The organism is Gilliamella sp. Pra-s60, from assembly GCF_009795755.1.
GTDB lineage: Bacteria > Pseudomonadota > Gammaproteobacteria > Enterobacterales > Orbaceae > Gilliamella.
In genome coordinates, this window is sequence record NZ_WTFA01000007.1 from 14475 (window position 1) to 32242 (window position 17768).

At 34.1% G+C, this 17768-nt stretch carries 12 protein-coding genes, 1 pseudogene and 1 riboswitch; of the genes and pseudogenes, 5 read left to right on the plus strand and 8 right to left on the minus strand.

Annotated features, from left to right (window positions below):
• A complete protein-coding gene (locus GQ596_RS06365) occupies positions 1–3099 on the plus strand; it encodes a type I restriction endonuclease subunit R (protein WP_160400849.1) in 3099 nt (1032 codons plus the stop codon).
• A gap of 71 nt (positions 3100–3170) precedes the next feature.
• Here GQ596_RS06365 and GQ596_RS06370 read toward each other — a convergent pair whose 3' ends face one another.
• A complete protein-coding gene (locus GQ596_RS06370) occupies positions 3171–3875 on the minus strand; it encodes a GntR family transcriptional regulator (protein WP_160400850.1) in 705 nt (234 codons plus the stop codon).
• A 176-nt stretch (positions 3876–4051) separates the two neighbouring features.
• On the opposite strand from GQ596_RS06370, the gene GQ596_RS06375 reads away from it, so the two are divergent.
• Positions 4052–5923 carry a glucose PTS transporter subunit IIA gene (locus GQ596_RS06375; protein ID WP_160400851.1) on the plus strand — a complete coding sequence of 624 codons (1872 nt, stop codon included), beginning with the start codon at positions 4052–4054 and terminating at the stop codon, positions 5921–5923.
• A gap of 13 nt (positions 5924–5936) precedes the next feature.
• Positions 5937–7373, plus strand: a complete 1437-nt coding sequence (locus GQ596_RS06380; protein ID WP_160400852.1) for a 6-phospho-beta-glucosidase — start codon at positions 5937–5939, stop codon at positions 7371–7373.
• A gap of 82 nt (positions 7374–7455) precedes the next feature.
• Here GQ596_RS06380 and dinB read toward each other — a convergent pair whose 3' ends face one another.
• The 5 genes from dinB to thiB all read right to left on the minus strand — a co-directional run bounded on the left by dinB (position 7456) and on the right by thiB (position 13717).
• The gene (gene dinB / locus GQ596_RS06385) at positions 7456–8511 is read right to left on the minus strand and encodes a DNA polymerase IV (RefSeq protein WP_160400853.1); all 1056 of its coding nucleotides are present in this window, start codon (positions 8509–8511) and stop codon (positions 7456–7458) included.
• A gap of 85 nt (positions 8512–8596) precedes the next feature.
• Positions 8597–10303: a phosphoethanolamine transferase CptA gene (gene cptA, locus GQ596_RS06390; RefSeq protein WP_160400854.1), complete on the minus strand. Its 1707-nt coding sequence runs from the start codon at positions 10301–10303 to the stop codon at positions 8597–8599.
• Between the two features lie 177 nt (positions 10304–10480).
• Positions 10481–11191, minus strand: coding sequence for a thiamine ABC transporter ATP-binding protein ThiQ (gene thiQ, locus GQ596_RS06395; protein WP_160400855.1), 711 nt, complete (start codon positions 11189–11191; stop codon positions 10481–10483).
• Positions 11175–12746, minus strand: a complete 1572-nt coding sequence (gene thiP / locus GQ596_RS06400) for a thiamine/thiamine pyrophosphate ABC transporter permease (RefSeq protein WP_160400856.1) — start codon at positions 12744–12746, stop codon at positions 11175–11177. The genes thiQ and thiP overlap by 17 nt, the downstream gene beginning before the upstream one ends.
• Before the next feature lie 14 nt (positions 12747–12760).
• Positions 12761–13717, minus strand: a complete 957-nt coding sequence (gene thiB, locus GQ596_RS06405; protein WP_370516489.1) for a thiamine ABC transporter substrate binding subunit — start codon at positions 13715–13717, stop codon at positions 12761–12763.
• A gap of 88 nt (positions 13718–13805) precedes the next feature.
• Positions 13806–13914, minus strand: a riboswitch (TPP riboswitch).
• A gap of 263 nt (positions 13915–14177) precedes the next feature.
• Between thiB and GQ596_RS11255 the strand changes: the two are divergent.
• Positions 14178–14361: pseudogene (locus GQ596_RS11255) on the plus strand (tyrosine-type recombinase/integrase); the annotation flags it as partial.
• Between the two features lie 289 nt (positions 14362–14650).
• A complete protein-coding gene (locus GQ596_RS06410) occupies positions 14651–15841 on the plus strand; it encodes a site-specific integrase (RefSeq protein WP_160400858.1) in 1191 nt (396 codons plus the stop codon).
• A gap of 222 nt (positions 15842–16063) precedes the next feature.
• Here GQ596_RS06410 and GQ596_RS06415 read toward each other — a convergent pair whose 3' ends face one another.
• Both GQ596_RS06415 and GQ596_RS06420 read right to left on the minus strand, forming a co-directional pair.
• On the minus strand, positions 16064–16396 hold the full coding sequence (locus GQ596_RS06415; RefSeq protein ID WP_160400859.1) for a tail fiber assembly protein: 333 nt from the start codon (positions 16394–16396) through the stop codon (positions 16064–16066).
• 1 nt (position 16397) lies between these two features.
• Complete coding sequence (locus tag GQ596_RS06420) at positions 16398–17750, minus strand: prophage tail fiber N-terminal domain-containing protein (RefSeq protein WP_160400860.1); 1353 nt, start codon at positions 17748–17750, stop codon at positions 16398–16400.
• Positions 17751–17768: the final 18 nt, after the last annotated feature.

Genomic DNA, 17768 nt, shown 5'->3' on the forward strand with positions numbered 1-17768 from the left:
ATGACGACTTATACAACCCCCATCGCCGAAACCAATGGTTATATTATTTTAGATAACTACAACAAGCTTGAAGAGCCAGCTGCTGCTTATCAAACCGAAAATCAATTAGAAAACGAATTTATTCATGACTTAACTCGGCAGGGTTATGAATATTTGCCAAACTTAAATACGCACGAAAAGTTGTTGGCAAATATTCGCGTTCAGTTACAAACACTTAACAATATGCAGTTTACTGATGCGGAATGGCAGCGGTTTGTTTTGGAATATTTGGATAAACCCAATGAGTCGATGGTTGATAAAAGTCGTAAAATCCACCACAATCATATTTATGATTTTGTGTTTGATGATGGTCATATTCAAAATATTTATCTACTTGATAAAAAAACACTTAAAAATAATAAATTACAAGTTATTCACCAATTTCAACAAGCGGGTAGTTATGCCAATCGTTATGATGTTACTATTTTAGTTAATGGCTTGCCTTTAATACAAGTCGAATTAAAAAAACGGGGTATTGCGATCCGCGAAGCATTTAATCAAGTCCATCGTTATAGTAAAGAAAGCTTTAATCAAGATAATTCGTTATTTAAATATTTGCAAATGTTTGTGATTTCAAACGGCACTGATACCCGCTACTTTGCTAATACCACCAAGCGTGATAAAAATAGCTTCGACTTTACCATGAATTGGGCAAATGTAAAAAACGAACCGATTAAAGACTTAAAAGATTTTACTGCAACGTTTTTTGCTAGTCGTACTTTGTTGAGTGTACTTATTACCTACTCAGTTTTGGATGTCAATGATACTTTATTAATTATGCGTCCTTACCAAATCGCCGCAACCGAACGGATTTTGTGGCAAATTACTAGTGCATATCATGCCAAAAATTGGAGTACGCTTCAAAGTGGTGGCTTTATTTGGCACACAACGGGATCAGGTAAAACACTAACCAGTTTTAAAGCAGCTCGTTTAGCCACTGAACTTGAATTTATCGATAAAGTCTTTTTTGTGGTGGATCGTAAAGATCTGGATTATCAAACCATGAAAGAGTATCAAAAATTTTCAAAAGATAGTGTGAATGGTTCAAACAGCACCGCTGGGCTTAAGCGTAACATTGAAAAAACAGACAATAAAATTATTGTTACTACCATTCAAAAACTCAATAATTTGATCAAAAGCGAAGATGACTTAGCGATCTATGATAAACACGTTGTATTTATTTTTGACGAAGCTCACCGCTCACAATTTGGCGAAGCTCAAAAAAACTTAAAGCGTAAATTTAAAAAATATTATCAATTTGGCTTTACTGGTACGCCAATTATGCCTATTAATGCTCAAGGAGCACAAACAACAGCAGATGTATTTGGACGTGAACTACATGCTTATGTATTAACCGATGCAATTCGTGACGAAAAAGTATTAAAATTTAAAGTTGATTATAACGATGTGCGTCCGAATTTTAAATCAATAGAGCAAGAACAAAATCTTGAAAAACTCAGCGCTGCCGAAAATAAAAAAGCCCTGCTTCACCCAAACCGTATAGAGCAAATCACACAATATATTTTGAATAATTTTAAACAAAAAACCCACCGCTTAATGGGCAAGGACAAAGGGTTCAATGCCATGTTTGCAGTGAGTAGTGTGGACGCAGCTAAACTCTATTATGAATCATTCAAAAAATTACAAAAAGGTGTAAACCAACCGTTAAAAATAGCCACGATATTTTCTTATTCTGCTAATGAAGAACAAGATGCTCAAGGTAATTTTGCCGATGAAAGTTTTGAAATAGATGCCTTAAATCAGAGTGCCAAAGAGTTTTTAGCAATGGCTATTGATGACTATAACCAGGAATTTAAGTCAAACTATGATGTCAGCAGTGAGCAGTTTCAGAACTATTATCGCGATTTATCTTTAAAAGTAAAAAATAAAGAAATTGATTTATTAATTGTGGTTGGTATGTTTTTAACTGGCTTTGATGCGCCAACGCTTAATACTTTATTTGTTGATAAAAATTTACGGTATCATGGGTTAATTCAAGCCTTTTCACGCACTAATCGTATTTATAATGCGACCAAAACCTTTGGTAATATTGTGGCGTTTCGTGACTTAGAGCAAGCAACTATTGATGCGATTAAAACATTTGGTAAAAGTAACACTCGTGAAGTAGTGCTAGAAAAAAGTTATGATGAATATATGCATGGGTTTACTGATAATTCAGGTCAGTTCCATCATGGATATTTAGCAATCGTTACAGAATTACAAGAAAAATTTCCTCACCCTGATGAAATCATTACCGAAAAAGATAAAAAAGCGTTTGTTAAATTGTTTGGCGAATACTTGCGCGCTGACAACGTATTGCAAAATTATGACGAATTTGTTGCATTAAAGGCTTTTCAACAGTTAGATATGACAGACGAGCAAGCAGTTTTAGAGTTTAAAAATAAGCATTATGTGACAGATGAAGATCTGCAAAAAATGCAAACAGTTAAACTACCTACTGATCGTGCAATACAAAATTATCGTTCAACTTATAATGATATTCGCGATTGGCTACGCCGAGAAAAAGAAGCCAATCAGCAAGATAATCAAAGAATTGATTGGGATGATGTGGTTTTCGAAATTGATCTATTAAAATCACAAGAGATTAATTTGGATTATATTCTTGAGTTAATTTATGAACAAAATAAACAAGAAAAAACCAAACAAGATATTGTCGAAGATGCTCAGCGCTTAATTCGTTCAAGTTTAGAAAATCGTGCTAAAGAAGAACTTGTTGTTGAATTTATTAAACAAACGGATCTTGATGCTATTCCAAATAAAGCCTCAATTATTGATGCATTCTTCTTGTATGCACAGCAAGAGTTGCTAGCAGAACTAAATGCCTTAATTGTAGAAGAAAACTTAAATGAAGCTGAAACCAAACGTTATATTACCTCATCATTAAAACGAGAATATGCATCTGAAAATGGCACAGAGTTAAATGAAATTCTACCAAAAATGAGCCCACTCAATCCGCAATATTTAATCAAAAAGCGCAGGGTATTTGAAAGAATAGCCGCATTGGTTGAAAAATTTAAAGGTGTCGGTGGTAAAATTTAACTTTTTAGCAATTATAAGAACAGGAGCCTGATATTTGGCTCCTATTCTTAATTAAAACTTAATAGATAAAATCACTTAGAATGATTTTGTACACAAAATCTTGCATTTTCGTAGTGGTAAATGATGGTTGAAAAGTCAAAAGGTTCGCCTGCTGTGGTATAAAATACCTCTTCTACGTAGAGTGCGGGTTCCCCCGCTTGTAGACCAAGATATTGAGCGGTTTCGGTATCAAGTTTGATTACTTGGAAATATTTATCAGAAAAACCAATATTGATATTATAATTGTCTTGAATGTAACTAAAAATTGAGTTCTCAACAATTTCTTTATTCAAGTAATTGATTAATTTTTTTCGATAATAAGATTGCTCGAGGCCATATAATTTACCATCAACATAGCGCAAGCGTTTAATAAAATAAACGTCTTCACCGTCATCACACTGTAAATTATCTTTTACCTTTGAATTTGGTTTAATAAGATCAACATTAAGAACTTTGGATACACCATAAGTATCTTCTAAATCAACTGTAAATCCATGACTTTGTAAAAAATTGAGATAGCCTCTTTTTTTACGTTGGCGTACAAAAATACCACTACCTTGCACTTGGTAGATCACTCCTTGCCGTTCAAGGCAATTGAGCGCTTTGATAATTGTACTACGACTGACCTGATATTGATTAATTAAGCCTTCAATATTAGCTAGTTGCGCCCCTTTAGGTAATTGTTGTTGATAAATAAGCTGCTTGATTTTTTCAGCAACATATTGATATTTAAGCATTTAAAATTCTTTTTCATTCTCTAAAAATTTAATATTCATTTTATACAAGTTATATTAAGTTTTAAACTAAATCATATAAAAAAGCGATCTAGATCACAAACAATATAATTGGTCATTAACAATTTAAAATTTCAGACTAAGATAAACACATTAACTTACGTTAAGGAGCTAAATCAATGTCATCAAAAATAAGAGACTATAACAAACTAGCTGTTGATATTTTAAATGAACTAGGAGGGGAAAATAACATTGTGACCGTTTCTCGCTGTGCAACGCGTCTTCGTCTTGTTACCCAGCATACACCTGCTCACGCAAAAGAGAATATCGCTAAATTGCCAGGCGTGATTACTGTTGTTGAAAAAGGTGGTCAAATCCAAGTGGTTATTGGTACACATGTTGATAAAGTTTATAACGCCTTTACTCAACTGATTAATACTGATAATAAAGTAACCAATAACGATAAAGTGAATATTTTAAATCGTGTTATTGCGACGATGTCAGCTGTTTTTGCACCGTTTGTTTATGTTTTAGCCGCTTCGGGGATTTTACAAGGGATCTTAATTTTAATTAAATTAGGCTTTCCTAAATTGGAATCAACTAGCACTTATAAAATTTTTGACTTTATTTCTTGGGCACCTTTTTTCTTTCTTCCAATTTTTATTGCTATTACCGCTTCACAACATTTTCGTTGTAATATTTACATTGCGGTGGCTTGTTGTGCCGCATTACTTTCTCCCACTTGGACAAAATTGGCAGAATTAATCAAAGAAGGGGTAGAAATCGATTTATTTGGTATTGTATTATCAGAAACGCCTTATAACTCAACCGTGCTACCGCCACTTTTTTTGGTGTGGTTACTGTCGTATTTAGAGCGATTTTTGGAAACACGATTACATAGTATTATCAAACCTCTTTTAATGCCTTTAATCTGTTTAGTGGTTATGGTGCCATCAACACTCATTGCTATAGGACCAATAACTGCAAACGCAGCTCACTGTATTGCCAATGGTTATAATTGGGTAGTTAATCTTGCGCCTTACATTGCCGGTGGGTTGATTGGTGCTGTATGGCAAGTATTGGTTATTTTTGGTGTACATTGGGGAATAACACCTGTCATCACCGAAAATATCAATCAATATGGGCAAGATTCTTTCCAAGCATTCCAAACTATTGCCGTAATTGGTCAAGTGGGTGCTGTACTAGGTTTTTATATAAAAACTAAAACACAAGAGATAAAAGGTGTTTCATTATCTGCATTTATCACTGGTTTATTTGGTATCACTGAACCCGCTATTTATGGTGTAAATTTACGCTTTAAAAAGCCATTTATTTATGGATGTATCTGCGCATCTTTAGGCGGTATTGTTGCTGGATTCTTTACACCTTATTACTATACTTATGCGGCACTACCAGGCCCATTAACCATTGTCAATGCCATTAAACCCGATAATATGAGTTCGTTTTTTGGTGTAGCAATTGGTTCAGCAATTGCATTAATTGGACCTGTAATTTTAATCCAAATATTTGGCACAGGTGAAACAAAACAAGATATAACTAACACTAAAGACGATACACCCAAAATATCACTAGATGAGATTGAAATTACAAGCCCAATGACAGGTAAAGCGTTACCGCTAAGCGAAGTGCCAGACCCTGCTTTTGCGCAAAAGCTAATGGGTGAAGGAATTGCCATTGAACCAACCGATAACCACGTTTATGCACCTTTCGATGCCGAAGTCACAGCCGTGTTTGAAAGTTCTAAACATGCCATTGGTTTAACATTAGATAACGGTGTTGAGTTATTAATTCATGTCGGTATTGATACCGTTAATTTAACTAATAATGAGTTTGAATATCACATTGAATTAAATCAAAAAGTGAAAAAAGGAGATTTGCTAATTAGCTTTAATCCTGATGCTATTAAACAAGCAGGTTATCCATTAATTACGCCAATTATTATTGTTAACACTGATCAATACCAATTAATTTCATTAACCGATAAAACTGACGTAACGATTGATGATATCATATTTAAAATTAAGCAATAACAAGGAATCAAAAATGACAAAAAAACCATTTTTATGGGGCGGTGCTTTAGCTGCTCACCAATTTGAAGGCGGTTGGAACGAAGGCGGTAAAGGCCCAAGCGTTGTTGATGTCATGACAGCAGGCGCACATGGTGTACCAAGGCAAATCACTGAAAATATTGAGGCAGATAAATTTTATCCAAATCATACGGCAATTGATTTTTATCATCATTATAAAGAAGATATTAAGCTTTTTGCTGAATTAGGTCTTAAATGTTTACGCACTTCGATTGCTTGGACACGAATTTTTCCAAAAGGTGATGAGCTTGAACCAAATGAAGAAGGTCTACGTTTTTATGATAATGTTTTTGATGAATTGATTGCTAATGGAATTGAGCCTGTCATTACCTTATCGCATTTTGAAATACCTTTACATATTGCTCGCCATTATGGTGGCTTCCGTAACCGAAAAACAGTTGAATTTTTTGAGCGTTTTGCCATTACTTGCTTTGAACGTTATAAACATAAAGTAAAATATTGGATGACGTTTAATGAAATCAATAACCAGATGGATACCAGTAATCCAATCTTCTTTTGGACAAATTCTGGCGTGCAAGTCAAACCAGGCGAAAATCGACAAGAAGTACTTTACCAAGTTGCTCATTATGAACTTTTAGCCAGTGCTAAAGCAGTAATAGCTGGTAAAAAAATCAATCCTGATTTTCAAATTGGTTGTATGATTTCTCATGTACCAATTTATCCATTTTCATGCAATCCTGAAGATATGATGGCATCAGAAATTGCAATGCATCAACGATTCTTCTTCCCTGATGTTCATGTTCGTGGCTATTATCCAACTTATGCATTAAAAGAGTTTGAGCGAGAAGGCTATAAACTTGATATTACTGACGAAGACTTAGCCTGTTTGAAAAAAGGTACTGTTGATTATATTGGTTTTAGCTATTATATGTCCACTGTTGTGAAAGCTGATGCAAAAAATGATAACCGCGATAATATCGTTAACGGTGCCTTACCGAATGCCGTTGAAAACCCTTATATCAAAAGCAGTGATTGGGGATGGCCAATTGACCCAGAAGGCTTACGTTATACATTAAATCGCCTGTATGATCGTTACCAATTACCTTTATTTATTGTTGAAAACGGTTTTGGGGCTATTGATGAACTCGAAAACGGCAATCAAGTACATGACAAACCGCGTATTGAATACCTAGGCGCGCATATCAAAGCTATGCAAACAGCTATAGATTATGATGGCGTTGATGTTATGGGGTATACCGCTTGGGGAATTATTGATGTTGTTTCATTTACTACCGGCGAAATGAAAAAACGTTATGGTGTAATTTATGTTGATCGTGACAATGAAGGAAACGGCAGCATGAAACGTTATAAAAAAGATTCATTTGAATGGTATAAGAAAGTCATTAGCACCAATGGGGAAAATTTAAAATAATAATAATTATCAATTAATTATTATTGTATTATGAGGATGTTTCAATGCTTTGCCAACATCCTCTTTTTTTAAGAGCCAACAACTAAAATGGAAAAATCAGTTGCTTTTCAACTTGAGGATCGATTAACGTCACATGAAACCCAATTAGCCGAACACCTCGACCATTACGCCGTTCTAACCAAACTTTATGTGCTTGCTCAATTAAATCGGCTTTATCTAATTTAGACCACACATGTTCTTGTGTTGTTAGTTGAAAATCATCAAACTTAAATTTGACACCTTGCCGAGCTATAGACAAATCAGCACGCACTTTGCCTAATCGTTTTTCAAGCTCTTCAAATAATGGTTCAAACTCCAATAAACACGCATTCCAAGTATGAATATCATCAGTTAAAGTACGCTCTACCCCAACTGATTTACGTTGTCTATCACTACAAACTTCACGATCATCAATGCCTTGGCATCGTTCATGCAATATTCGCCCAAATTTACCAAATTGATAAAATAGTTTTGTGATATCGTAATTAACGACATCTTTACATACAAATAATCCCAACTGTGCTAACTTCTTTTCTGTAACTTTACCCACTCCAGGAATTTTTTTTAAAGGAAGCTTCTCAATAAAGCTATCAACTTTATCCGGTGTTATCACATATTGACCATTAGGCTTGTTCATATCAGAAGCCACTTTGGCAAGAAATTTAAGTGGCGCAACGCCAGCTGATGCTGTTAATTCAAGTTCATTAAAAATAGCTTGGCGAATGTCTTGAGCAATCAGGGTAGCAGAGCCATGACAAAGTTTGCAATCAGTCACATCAAGATAGGCCTCATCAAGCGATAGCGCCTCAATAGAGTTAGTATACCGTTTAAAGATTTGATGAATCTGTTTTGACACCTCTTTATAAACAGCATGCCTACCGGGTATTATTTTAAGATTAGGACACTGTTTTATAGCCTGTGCCATTGACATAGCACTATGTATACCGTATTGGCGAGCTAAATAATTAGCGGTAGCAACCACTCCACGTTTACGAGGATCCCCTCCTACCGCAATAGGCATATTACGATAACGGGGATTATCCCTCATTTCAACAGCGGCATAAAAACAATCCATATCAACATGAATGATTTTTCGCATAAATTGGTTCACAACATCTAAAAACATATACTGTATAAATATACAATACCACAGTTTAAACCGTTGTGTAAATAACCTGTAGCAGTTACTTATCCAATTTATCAAAATCAATTAAACCATTTTTATCATAAGGATCACCAATCCAACGTATTGATTGATGAAAATTAGGATTAACAACACTTTTTTCAGGAACATATAAGTTATAACTTAATCCTGCTAAATCAGACCAAGTGTGAATCAAATCTTGTGTACTAAATTTGCGATCCACATAATTTTGATAATTATTTGGATGCGTTTTTGCCCATGTTGGTGATTGCCAAAGCATAAATGGTATAGTATACATAGTGCGTGTTGGTGCTTTTTCGTTCCGCCCCAAAATATTGTGCGGTGGTGTTTGATAAACATCTTCGCCATGATCTGAAAAATACAATATAAACCCATTTTCTTGGCTATTTTTAAAAATATTAAAAAGCGTTGTTGTAACGTAATCGTTATAACTTATTGCGTTATCGTAGGTATTGTAGATACCCACTTTATCGTTATCGATATTAAATGAAATGCCCGTTTTATCTTTAAAACGATCATGCTCACCATCTTTTGGATAACGAAATTCGTATTTCATATGCGTTCCGAGCAAGTGAATAACAATAAATTTCTTTTCACTTGGATCAGTTAATACTTTTTTAAATGGTTCAAATACAGACTCATCATATCGTCTTGCGCTTTGATTACGATCATTATTCATATAAAATTGTTCATCAGTTTGCTGAGAAAACATCGTTAACATCGTATTACGTCGCGTCATTGTCTGTTGATTGGTGATCCAAAACGTCTTATAACCCGCCTGTTTCATTAAATGCATTAAAGAAGGTGTTTTTAAGTATAAATCAGGATGTTGCTCATCAGCAAAAGTTAACGCCTGTTGCAAAATTTCAATGGTGTAAGGTCTTGATGAAATCACATCATTAAATACCACAAAATCTGGATTATCTTTTTTGAACTGCTCAATTTGTGGTGTGGTATCCCGTTCATAGCCATAAATCCCCATTCGATTACGTGTTGTTGACTCACCGATTACGAGCACTAATGTTCTTGGAGTATTGCCGTTAGCATCTGTTAAGTTTTCTAACGGTGGTAACGTTTGCAAATGGTTTAAAATGTCTTCCATATTAGATAGTTGTGTCCGATAAGCCAAATAACTATTAAGAAGTTGCCATGGTACGGTTGTTTCCATACGGGTTAACAAATGAGATCCCGCTTTTCTAACAGAAGATTTTTTGATTGTAACACTAATAAACACCGGCATAATGGCATAAATCACAATTAATAGTGATATAATCCATTTAGTATGTTTTTTGACATAAACTGGTTTTACTTTAGTCCAAAGATAAACACCAACCAAGCTATAAATAATCAGAACTGCAACTAATTTAAAGCTCAAATATTGTTGAATAAACTCACTAGATTCCGTAAAGTTTGATTCGGCCATGATAAAAAACACACTTTGCGAAAACTCCTGCCGATAAATAGTAAAATAACCAACAGGAATTAAAGACAAAATTCCCACAATCCCACCAAAAACAGTCGCAATTTTTCGTGTATAATTAGGAAAAATCAAAATAGGAATAAGCCAAATCAGACTATAAATAATAGAATCACGCAACCCAATGATATTAGAATGACCAGAAAAGAAAATATACAGTTGCAATGCACTAGAAAAATAAGTAAAAAATAAAATATCAAAGATAAGTGCTGACCAACTAAATGAACGATTTGCTTTAGTGTTTTGCATAGAGATTGAATAAATATAGTTATTAATCATTCACAACAATCTACACAAAATAGATTAATAAAACCTTAAGATATAACTGTATGAATTTAAATTAACAACAAACTAAATAATTGGAAGTCAATTTATAAAAATAATAGACAAACAAATAGCAAAAAGCCTTTATTTAGGCTCTAGCAACTACTCTTTATTGAAATTAAAACCCAACATTTTGGCAATATGATTATTTTCAGATTGTTTTAATTGCTTTGGCAAACCATTAAAGACAATCTGCCCATTATCAACCACCAAACAACGTGAAAAATAACCTAGAAAATCACCTATATGATGCGATACCATCATTAATGTTAAATTAAACTCATCACAAATTTGATTAACTAGTGCTAACATTTCAAATCGTAAGGCTTGATCGAGTGCAGAAAACGGTTCATCTAACAATAAAATAGGACGCCGTTGAATTAGACAGCGAGCTAAAGCAACACGTTGACATTGCCCACCAGATAACTGATCAGGATAGCGGTTATTAAATCCCATTAAGCTGACTTTTGCTAACATATCATCGATGGTTTTCCGTTCAGACTCATTGAGTTTTAAACAAGGTCTAATACCTAGACCTATATTTTGTTCAATAGTTAAATGACTAAATAAATTATTATGCTGGAATAAAATTGAAACAGGACGTTTACCTGGTAAAGTATTAGTCATGTTTTGATGATTAAGTAAAATATTACCAGAATTAGGTAAAATAAATCCCGCAATCAAACTTAACAGTGTACTTTTACCCGCACCACTAGGCCCCACAATCAGCACCTTATCTTTAGATGCAATTTTGATATCAAAATGCATTTTAAAATTATCATAATGATAATTAATTTTATTCAGTTCTATCATAATCTATCACTATCAATAAACTAAAAGATAATATTAACAATAAAGCAGCCGTTACGGTACTTTCTTGATAATGATAATGTGATATCTGCTCATACAAATAATAGGGTAACGTAGTGACAGATTGACCACCAAACAACGCAATAATACCAAAATCCCCCAGTGACAATATTGCTGCAAAAGCAAAACTCTGGACAATTAATTTTTTTAGTGCTTTATATTCAATTAAATAAAAATGCAAAAATCCATTAATATTAAGTGATTGGCTTAATTGCCAGTAACGTGATGTGACATCATACATAGGCATGGCAAGATTTTTTAATATAAAAGGTAATGCCATTAAACCATTACACAACATCATTAACCCACAAACAAAAACAGAGCTATAAGCAAAAGGAAACAACAATAAAAATAAACCCGATGCTAATACCATGCTTGGAATAACTAAAATCAGCGAACCGACTAACATTAACCGATTACTCCAACGTGTTTGCTGATTAATCAACAAACGGCTATTTGTATAAAGCAACAATAACGCAAGCAACATAGCAATAATGGCAGAACCAAAGGCAATTAACAATGAAAACATGATAGCACGTTGAAAATCCATCGTTAAAAATACCCACTTAAAAGAACAAATACCCTCAACTAATATAATAACTATTGGTAGTAAAATAAATAATCCACCAATAATAACAATTACCATACACAATAACGCCAAATTCCACGAAACAGGTAAACGGTAGTGTGTTCTAAAATAACGCACGTTAATTTTTTGGCTATGATTAATTTTTTGCATCAAGCACATAAAAATGGCACAATAAACCAACTGAAAACATGCCAAAATCACAGCCTCAACTAAATCAAAATCACGAATAGCTTGATAAATAGCAACTTCAAGTGTGCTATATTTTGGCCCTCCCCCAAGGGCCAATGGGATAGAAAAGCTAGAAAAGCAAAGCATAAAAATAAGTGTTGCCATTGGAAGTAACTGTCGACGTAACAATGGCCATTCAATCAGTTTAAAATAAAAAAAACTTGAAAAATTCAATTGAGCAGCCAATTGTTTTTGTTCGTTCGGTACACTATTTAACGTTTGATAAAATAAACAACAAGCATATGGAAAATTGAGAAATACATGCGCCAGTAAAATGCCCTTTAAACCATAGATTGAGTCCAAAAATGGCATCCCAAAATAATCAAAAATTGATGCTAATAAACCATGTTGTCCATAAATAGATAATAACCCAGTAATCACAACCAGTGTAGGCAAAATAAAGGTAATAGGCATAATGCGCAATAATATTCCCTTACCCCAAAAATTAACCATTGATAAAGCCTTTGCCATCAATATTGCTAATAAAACAGATAACAATGTCGATAGCGTTGCCTGATATGTCGTTACCCAAATGACATGCAATAAATAGCTATCAAAATAAACAGTTAGATTATTGGATTTAATTGCATCTATGCAAAGTGCAAACAGCACTGCACCTAATACAATTAAGATCAAGCTTGCAGCGCTAATACCGGGAAGTAACGTTCTTAATTTCAACATTAAACTAAATAAAGCTATTGACTAATCGTGGATTTCCATTCACGCACCCATGCTTTTTGTTGACTTTCAACTTGCTTAATATCAAACTCAAGCGCTTTATTGATAGGTTTAATTTGTGCAAAGGCTTCAGGTAATTCTGTATTAACAATCGGATACATGATATTTTTTTCTGCAAATTGGCGTTGTACATCTGGTGTTAATAAATATTGTAAAAAAGCACGTGCTAATTCAGGTTGATGATTATATTTAGTAATACCTGCCACTTCAACTTGACGATAATGTCCTTCATCAAAAATTGCTGCAACATAGCGATGTTCATTATTATTCATAATATGTGCAACAGGCGAAGTGCTATAGCTAAGTACAAAATCGGCTTCACCTTTTAAAAATAACCCATAAGATTCGCTCCAACCCTTAGTGACTGTGACAGTATTTTTAGCTATTTTTTTCCATGCTGATACAGCATCATCACCATAGATATTTTTCACCCAAAATAAAAAGCCTAAGCCTGGGGTACTTGTTCTAGGGTCTTGATAAATAATTCTCCAATTCGCTTTATTTTCTACTAGCTCATGCATACTATGTGGAGGATTGGTGATCTTTTGTTGATCATAAATAAAAGCAAAATAACCAAAATCATAAGGTATAAAATCACTATCCCACCAATCAATATTCAAATTGTCTGGTTTGCTGATTTGGTGAGGGACAATAATATTAGCCATCTTCGCTTGCTCTAAAAGGTTATTATCTAACCCTAAAATAACATCGGCATTAGTTTTATCACCTTCAAGGCGAATCCGATTCAAAATAGATACTCCATCGCCTAATGTTACAATATCAAGCTGACAGTCACATTGGGCTTCAAACCCTTTTTTAATCTCTTGCCCGGGCCCCCACTCTGAAAGAAATGAATTATAACTATAAACGGTCAAAGTAGGCCGTTCGTCATTAGCGTTAGCACTGTTGTTCATAAAAAGCACAAACAATCCCAAAGGTAATAGAATTTTCTTAAAAAACATTTTGCCTCCAAAATAGCAAATAAAAGACAAAAGGTTTGAGTAGGTGCAATAACTCAAATCCCTCCGCTGGCATGATCCAGTTCAGGTTCGACGGGTTACGTTAGTCAATCTAACATTCTCAGCCCTTCTGGGCACCCCGTTGAGAACGTTGAGTAGTTTAGTTGTTATAGAGAGGATTGTAAATAACGGAACAGATAAACTAAAAATATTACCTTTTAAACCTTCAATAAAAAAAACAAAATAAAATCAATATATTTACTGAATATTTTTATTTATTACAACTAAATTAGCAATAAAAAACCGCTAAAATGCGGTTTCTTATAAAGGCTAAACGTAGTTATTTTATATTCTTTTATATTTTTATTTGAAATAATATTTATTTAATCTAGTAGTTAACTTCTTTTGTAACATATTTCATTTTCATCATTTTCGCCACACTTGGGCGAGCTAATACGTTCAAAGAGAAAAACATCTTTTGACATTACAAAAATTAGGGGGAAACGTTGGAAATGGTAAAAAAATATGCTCACTTAAACGCTGAACATTTAAGTCATTTTTCAAATGCAGTCACAATTTGTGTCACAAAATCAAAATAAAAATAATTAAACTTTGAACTTGGAGGTTAGAGGTTGTAGTTTGTAAACGGTTTATTATCTTAGGTTTTAATGGCGTCCCCTACAGGATTCGAACCTGTGACCTACGGCTTAGAAGTCCAAATCTTTAAAATTTAATTTTTTTAAATTTAATTTATTTTTATTTTATTTTTATTAAAAATCATTTAATTACATTTTTAAAAGAGTTACACGTAATTGCAAATATATCACAAATAATGCATTCTATTACAACCCAACTTAAGCAGTTAACTTAAGCAGTAGATTTTAAATTATGATATTAACAGACAGCAAAATCAAAGGACTTAAACCGAGAGAGAAAGACTACTACTCTTGGCATGACACTGAAACCAAAAATACAGGACGTATCGGGATAAGAGTTTTTCCTTCTGGCCGTAAAGTATTTGTTTTCCGATACTATGAAAATAAAAAAGCGAAGTTTGTTAATCTTGGCGATTATCCTATTATTATGCTTGCCGAAGCGATTAACAAGAGCCAAGAAATACTCAGCAATCTGAATAAGAAAGAATCAAACCTAGCCACGCTATCGCAATTATTTACCGATTATGTTAACAATATGAAGTCAACAGGTAAGCGTTCTTGGGGTACAACAGAAAACAGACTCAATCAAGTTTTAGATAGTAAATTTATTGACGGAGATAAAGCAGCTAAAGATATAACATCAACAGACATTAAATTAATGTTATCTGAGGTGATAAACAGAGGCGCATTGGCTGGAGCTAATAAAATTCGTGCTGCGGTACATGCCGCATTTAACTATGGTTTAAAAGCTGATAACGATCCGGCTAACATCCGAAATTCCGCCATCTATGGGTTAGATTTGAACCCTGTTACCGTTGTACCTAAACAGCAAGGAGTAGAAAAAGCTGGAGATAGATTTTTGTCTTGGGCTGAACTAAAAGAATTAATTGATGATTGCAATAAGCCATTAGAAGAATCCATAATACATCCCGATTTTAGAATTTTAACTTTATTATGTATCTATACTGCAGGACAACGACCTTGGGAACTTATTGCTAATACATGGGATAATGTAGATTTTGATAATAAAGAATTAACTATCCCACCTGAACTTTCAAAGATGAAAAATTTCCATGCGGTACCATTATGTGAAACGATTATTAACATCCTTAAGAAAATTAAGGATCAAAATGGTTTTATTTTTCCAGCCAATACAAAATCCGGTCATTTAGAAACATCTGAATTTGGCAAACAAATACGAAAGTATTGTAAAAAGAAAAATATGCAAGCATTTACTCCGAGAGATATCCGTCGTACATTTAAAACCTTAGCTGGCGCAATGGGTGTTAGTTCGGAAATGCGAGATCGTTTACAAAATCATAAAATGCCGGGAGTATCAAGTAAACATTATGACCGGTATGATTATTGGAAAGAGAAGCAAGAATTGATATCGGCATGGGAAGCAAAGATTAACTCTATCTAGCACCATGATAACAATAAACTACACACTACCAATTTACATAAGAATGACGCCCGAAGATTACGAAAATGAAATTACGGGCGAATGTTACATTATCAACAGCGAAGAAGATCACAATTACGTGTTCTATCAAACGCTGAAATCACAATATGATATCGCCGATTTTGTGATGCTAGAAGACGCTGTTGAGTATTGTAAGTTGAAGGTTGATAGCGTGTTTTGATTTTATTGTGGTTTTTCAGGAAATACAGCATTGATATCAGACGCATCAACACGAGTTAATAAAATGCGGTACTTTTTCCATTGTTTTAACTGCGCTTCTTCGTCAGATTCTTGCATATCTAAATCAATGATATCTTGAAGTAGTGCTATTTTTTCGTTTGCTTCATTGATTAATGCGATTTTTAAAGCTTGGTTTTGCGCTATAATTTGCTCATCGGATAACTGAATAGGTTCAGGGTCAACAAGTATTAGCTTGCCTTTTATAATTTTCAACTCCTTGCCCTCTTCGTTAGCTTTCATAGCCATTTCTGCGTATTCTTCATTTGTGTATGTCATGTTAATAACCTCTTACTGTCCACCTAATCAATGTTATCCCCGGATTTGCTTCTGTGTACGATTTTAACCAAAAATTGTGATTATACATCTCTCCGCATGCAAATCTAACCCAACCCCACGGACCTCCATCCGAGTAAAAATCAATGCTGACACCGTAGTTTTGAGTACGCATCGGCTTTAACAAGTTAATTACTGTCGAAATGACTAGCCGCACATCGTTTGTGTTAATTGGAATAACGCCTGATTGTTCAATGAATCCGTTTGAATACACGTTGTACCAACTATTTCCATTTGCATATGACTCTACGATATATATTCTATTATCCAACTGATTGATTTGATCCTGAATATTAGATACATCAGTAATAACTGATTTTCCTCCAACCGTTAATTTAGCAACGTCAACATGGGCACCTACCATGTAAATAGGTGAGTCGTTAACAACCTCTTTAATGGCTGGAACAGTACCAATATCATCAGCCGTCGGTTTATTATTTGGCGAGTAAACGCGTTGTCCTTGTTCAGTTAGAAATTTTACATCTAACTCCCCGTCTATTGACTGATTGGCTTCACCAGATTTTTTTATGAAAACTGTAGTATCAATTGATAGCACCGCATTTTTAGCATCATCTGCTGATTTTTTAGCAGATTGCTCAGAAGTTTTAGCGTTGTCTTCCGAAGCTTTAGCAGCATTTGCGCTATTACTAGATTGCTGAGCTGAGTTACGAGATGCTGTTGCTGATGAGCTAGCACTATCTGCATATGATTTTGCCGAATCTGAATACGATTTTGCTGATGCGATCGCATTATTTGCTATTGTTGCTGATTCACTTGCTGATTGCGCTGAGTTGCTTGCATTAGCGACCAAGTTTTCAACTGAATTTGCTATATTTTTTGCATTAGTTTCGCTTGCTTTTGCATTGTCAGCGCTAGTTTTGGCTAATTTTGATGCGTCTACAGCATTATTTTCTGAAATTTTGATTTTCTTCTCTGATTCTGCAGCCCTATTTGCGGATTTGTTTGTTTCATTTCTAGCGTCAATGACTTGCTGTAATATTGCTGGCGTAATTTCACTTTCGGACGGATTCAGTAAAAAATCATTTAACGAGCCATCTGCCGAGTCAGAAAACACTTGGATAGTACCAATTTTTTTTGGTGGAAATCCATTTATAATTAGTTTTACTTCATAGTCACATGGCAACACGTTCATCATATAACTGCCGTTGCTTGCCACTTGAAATGCTTGTGTTTGTGTTAATACTTTGCTTGTTGTTTTTTTTGCGTATAACTCGATAGTGCAGTTGTTGATAACATTACCTGCACCGTCGGTTAAAACTCCCGAAATTTTTGCCATAATTTTAATTTCTCCTGA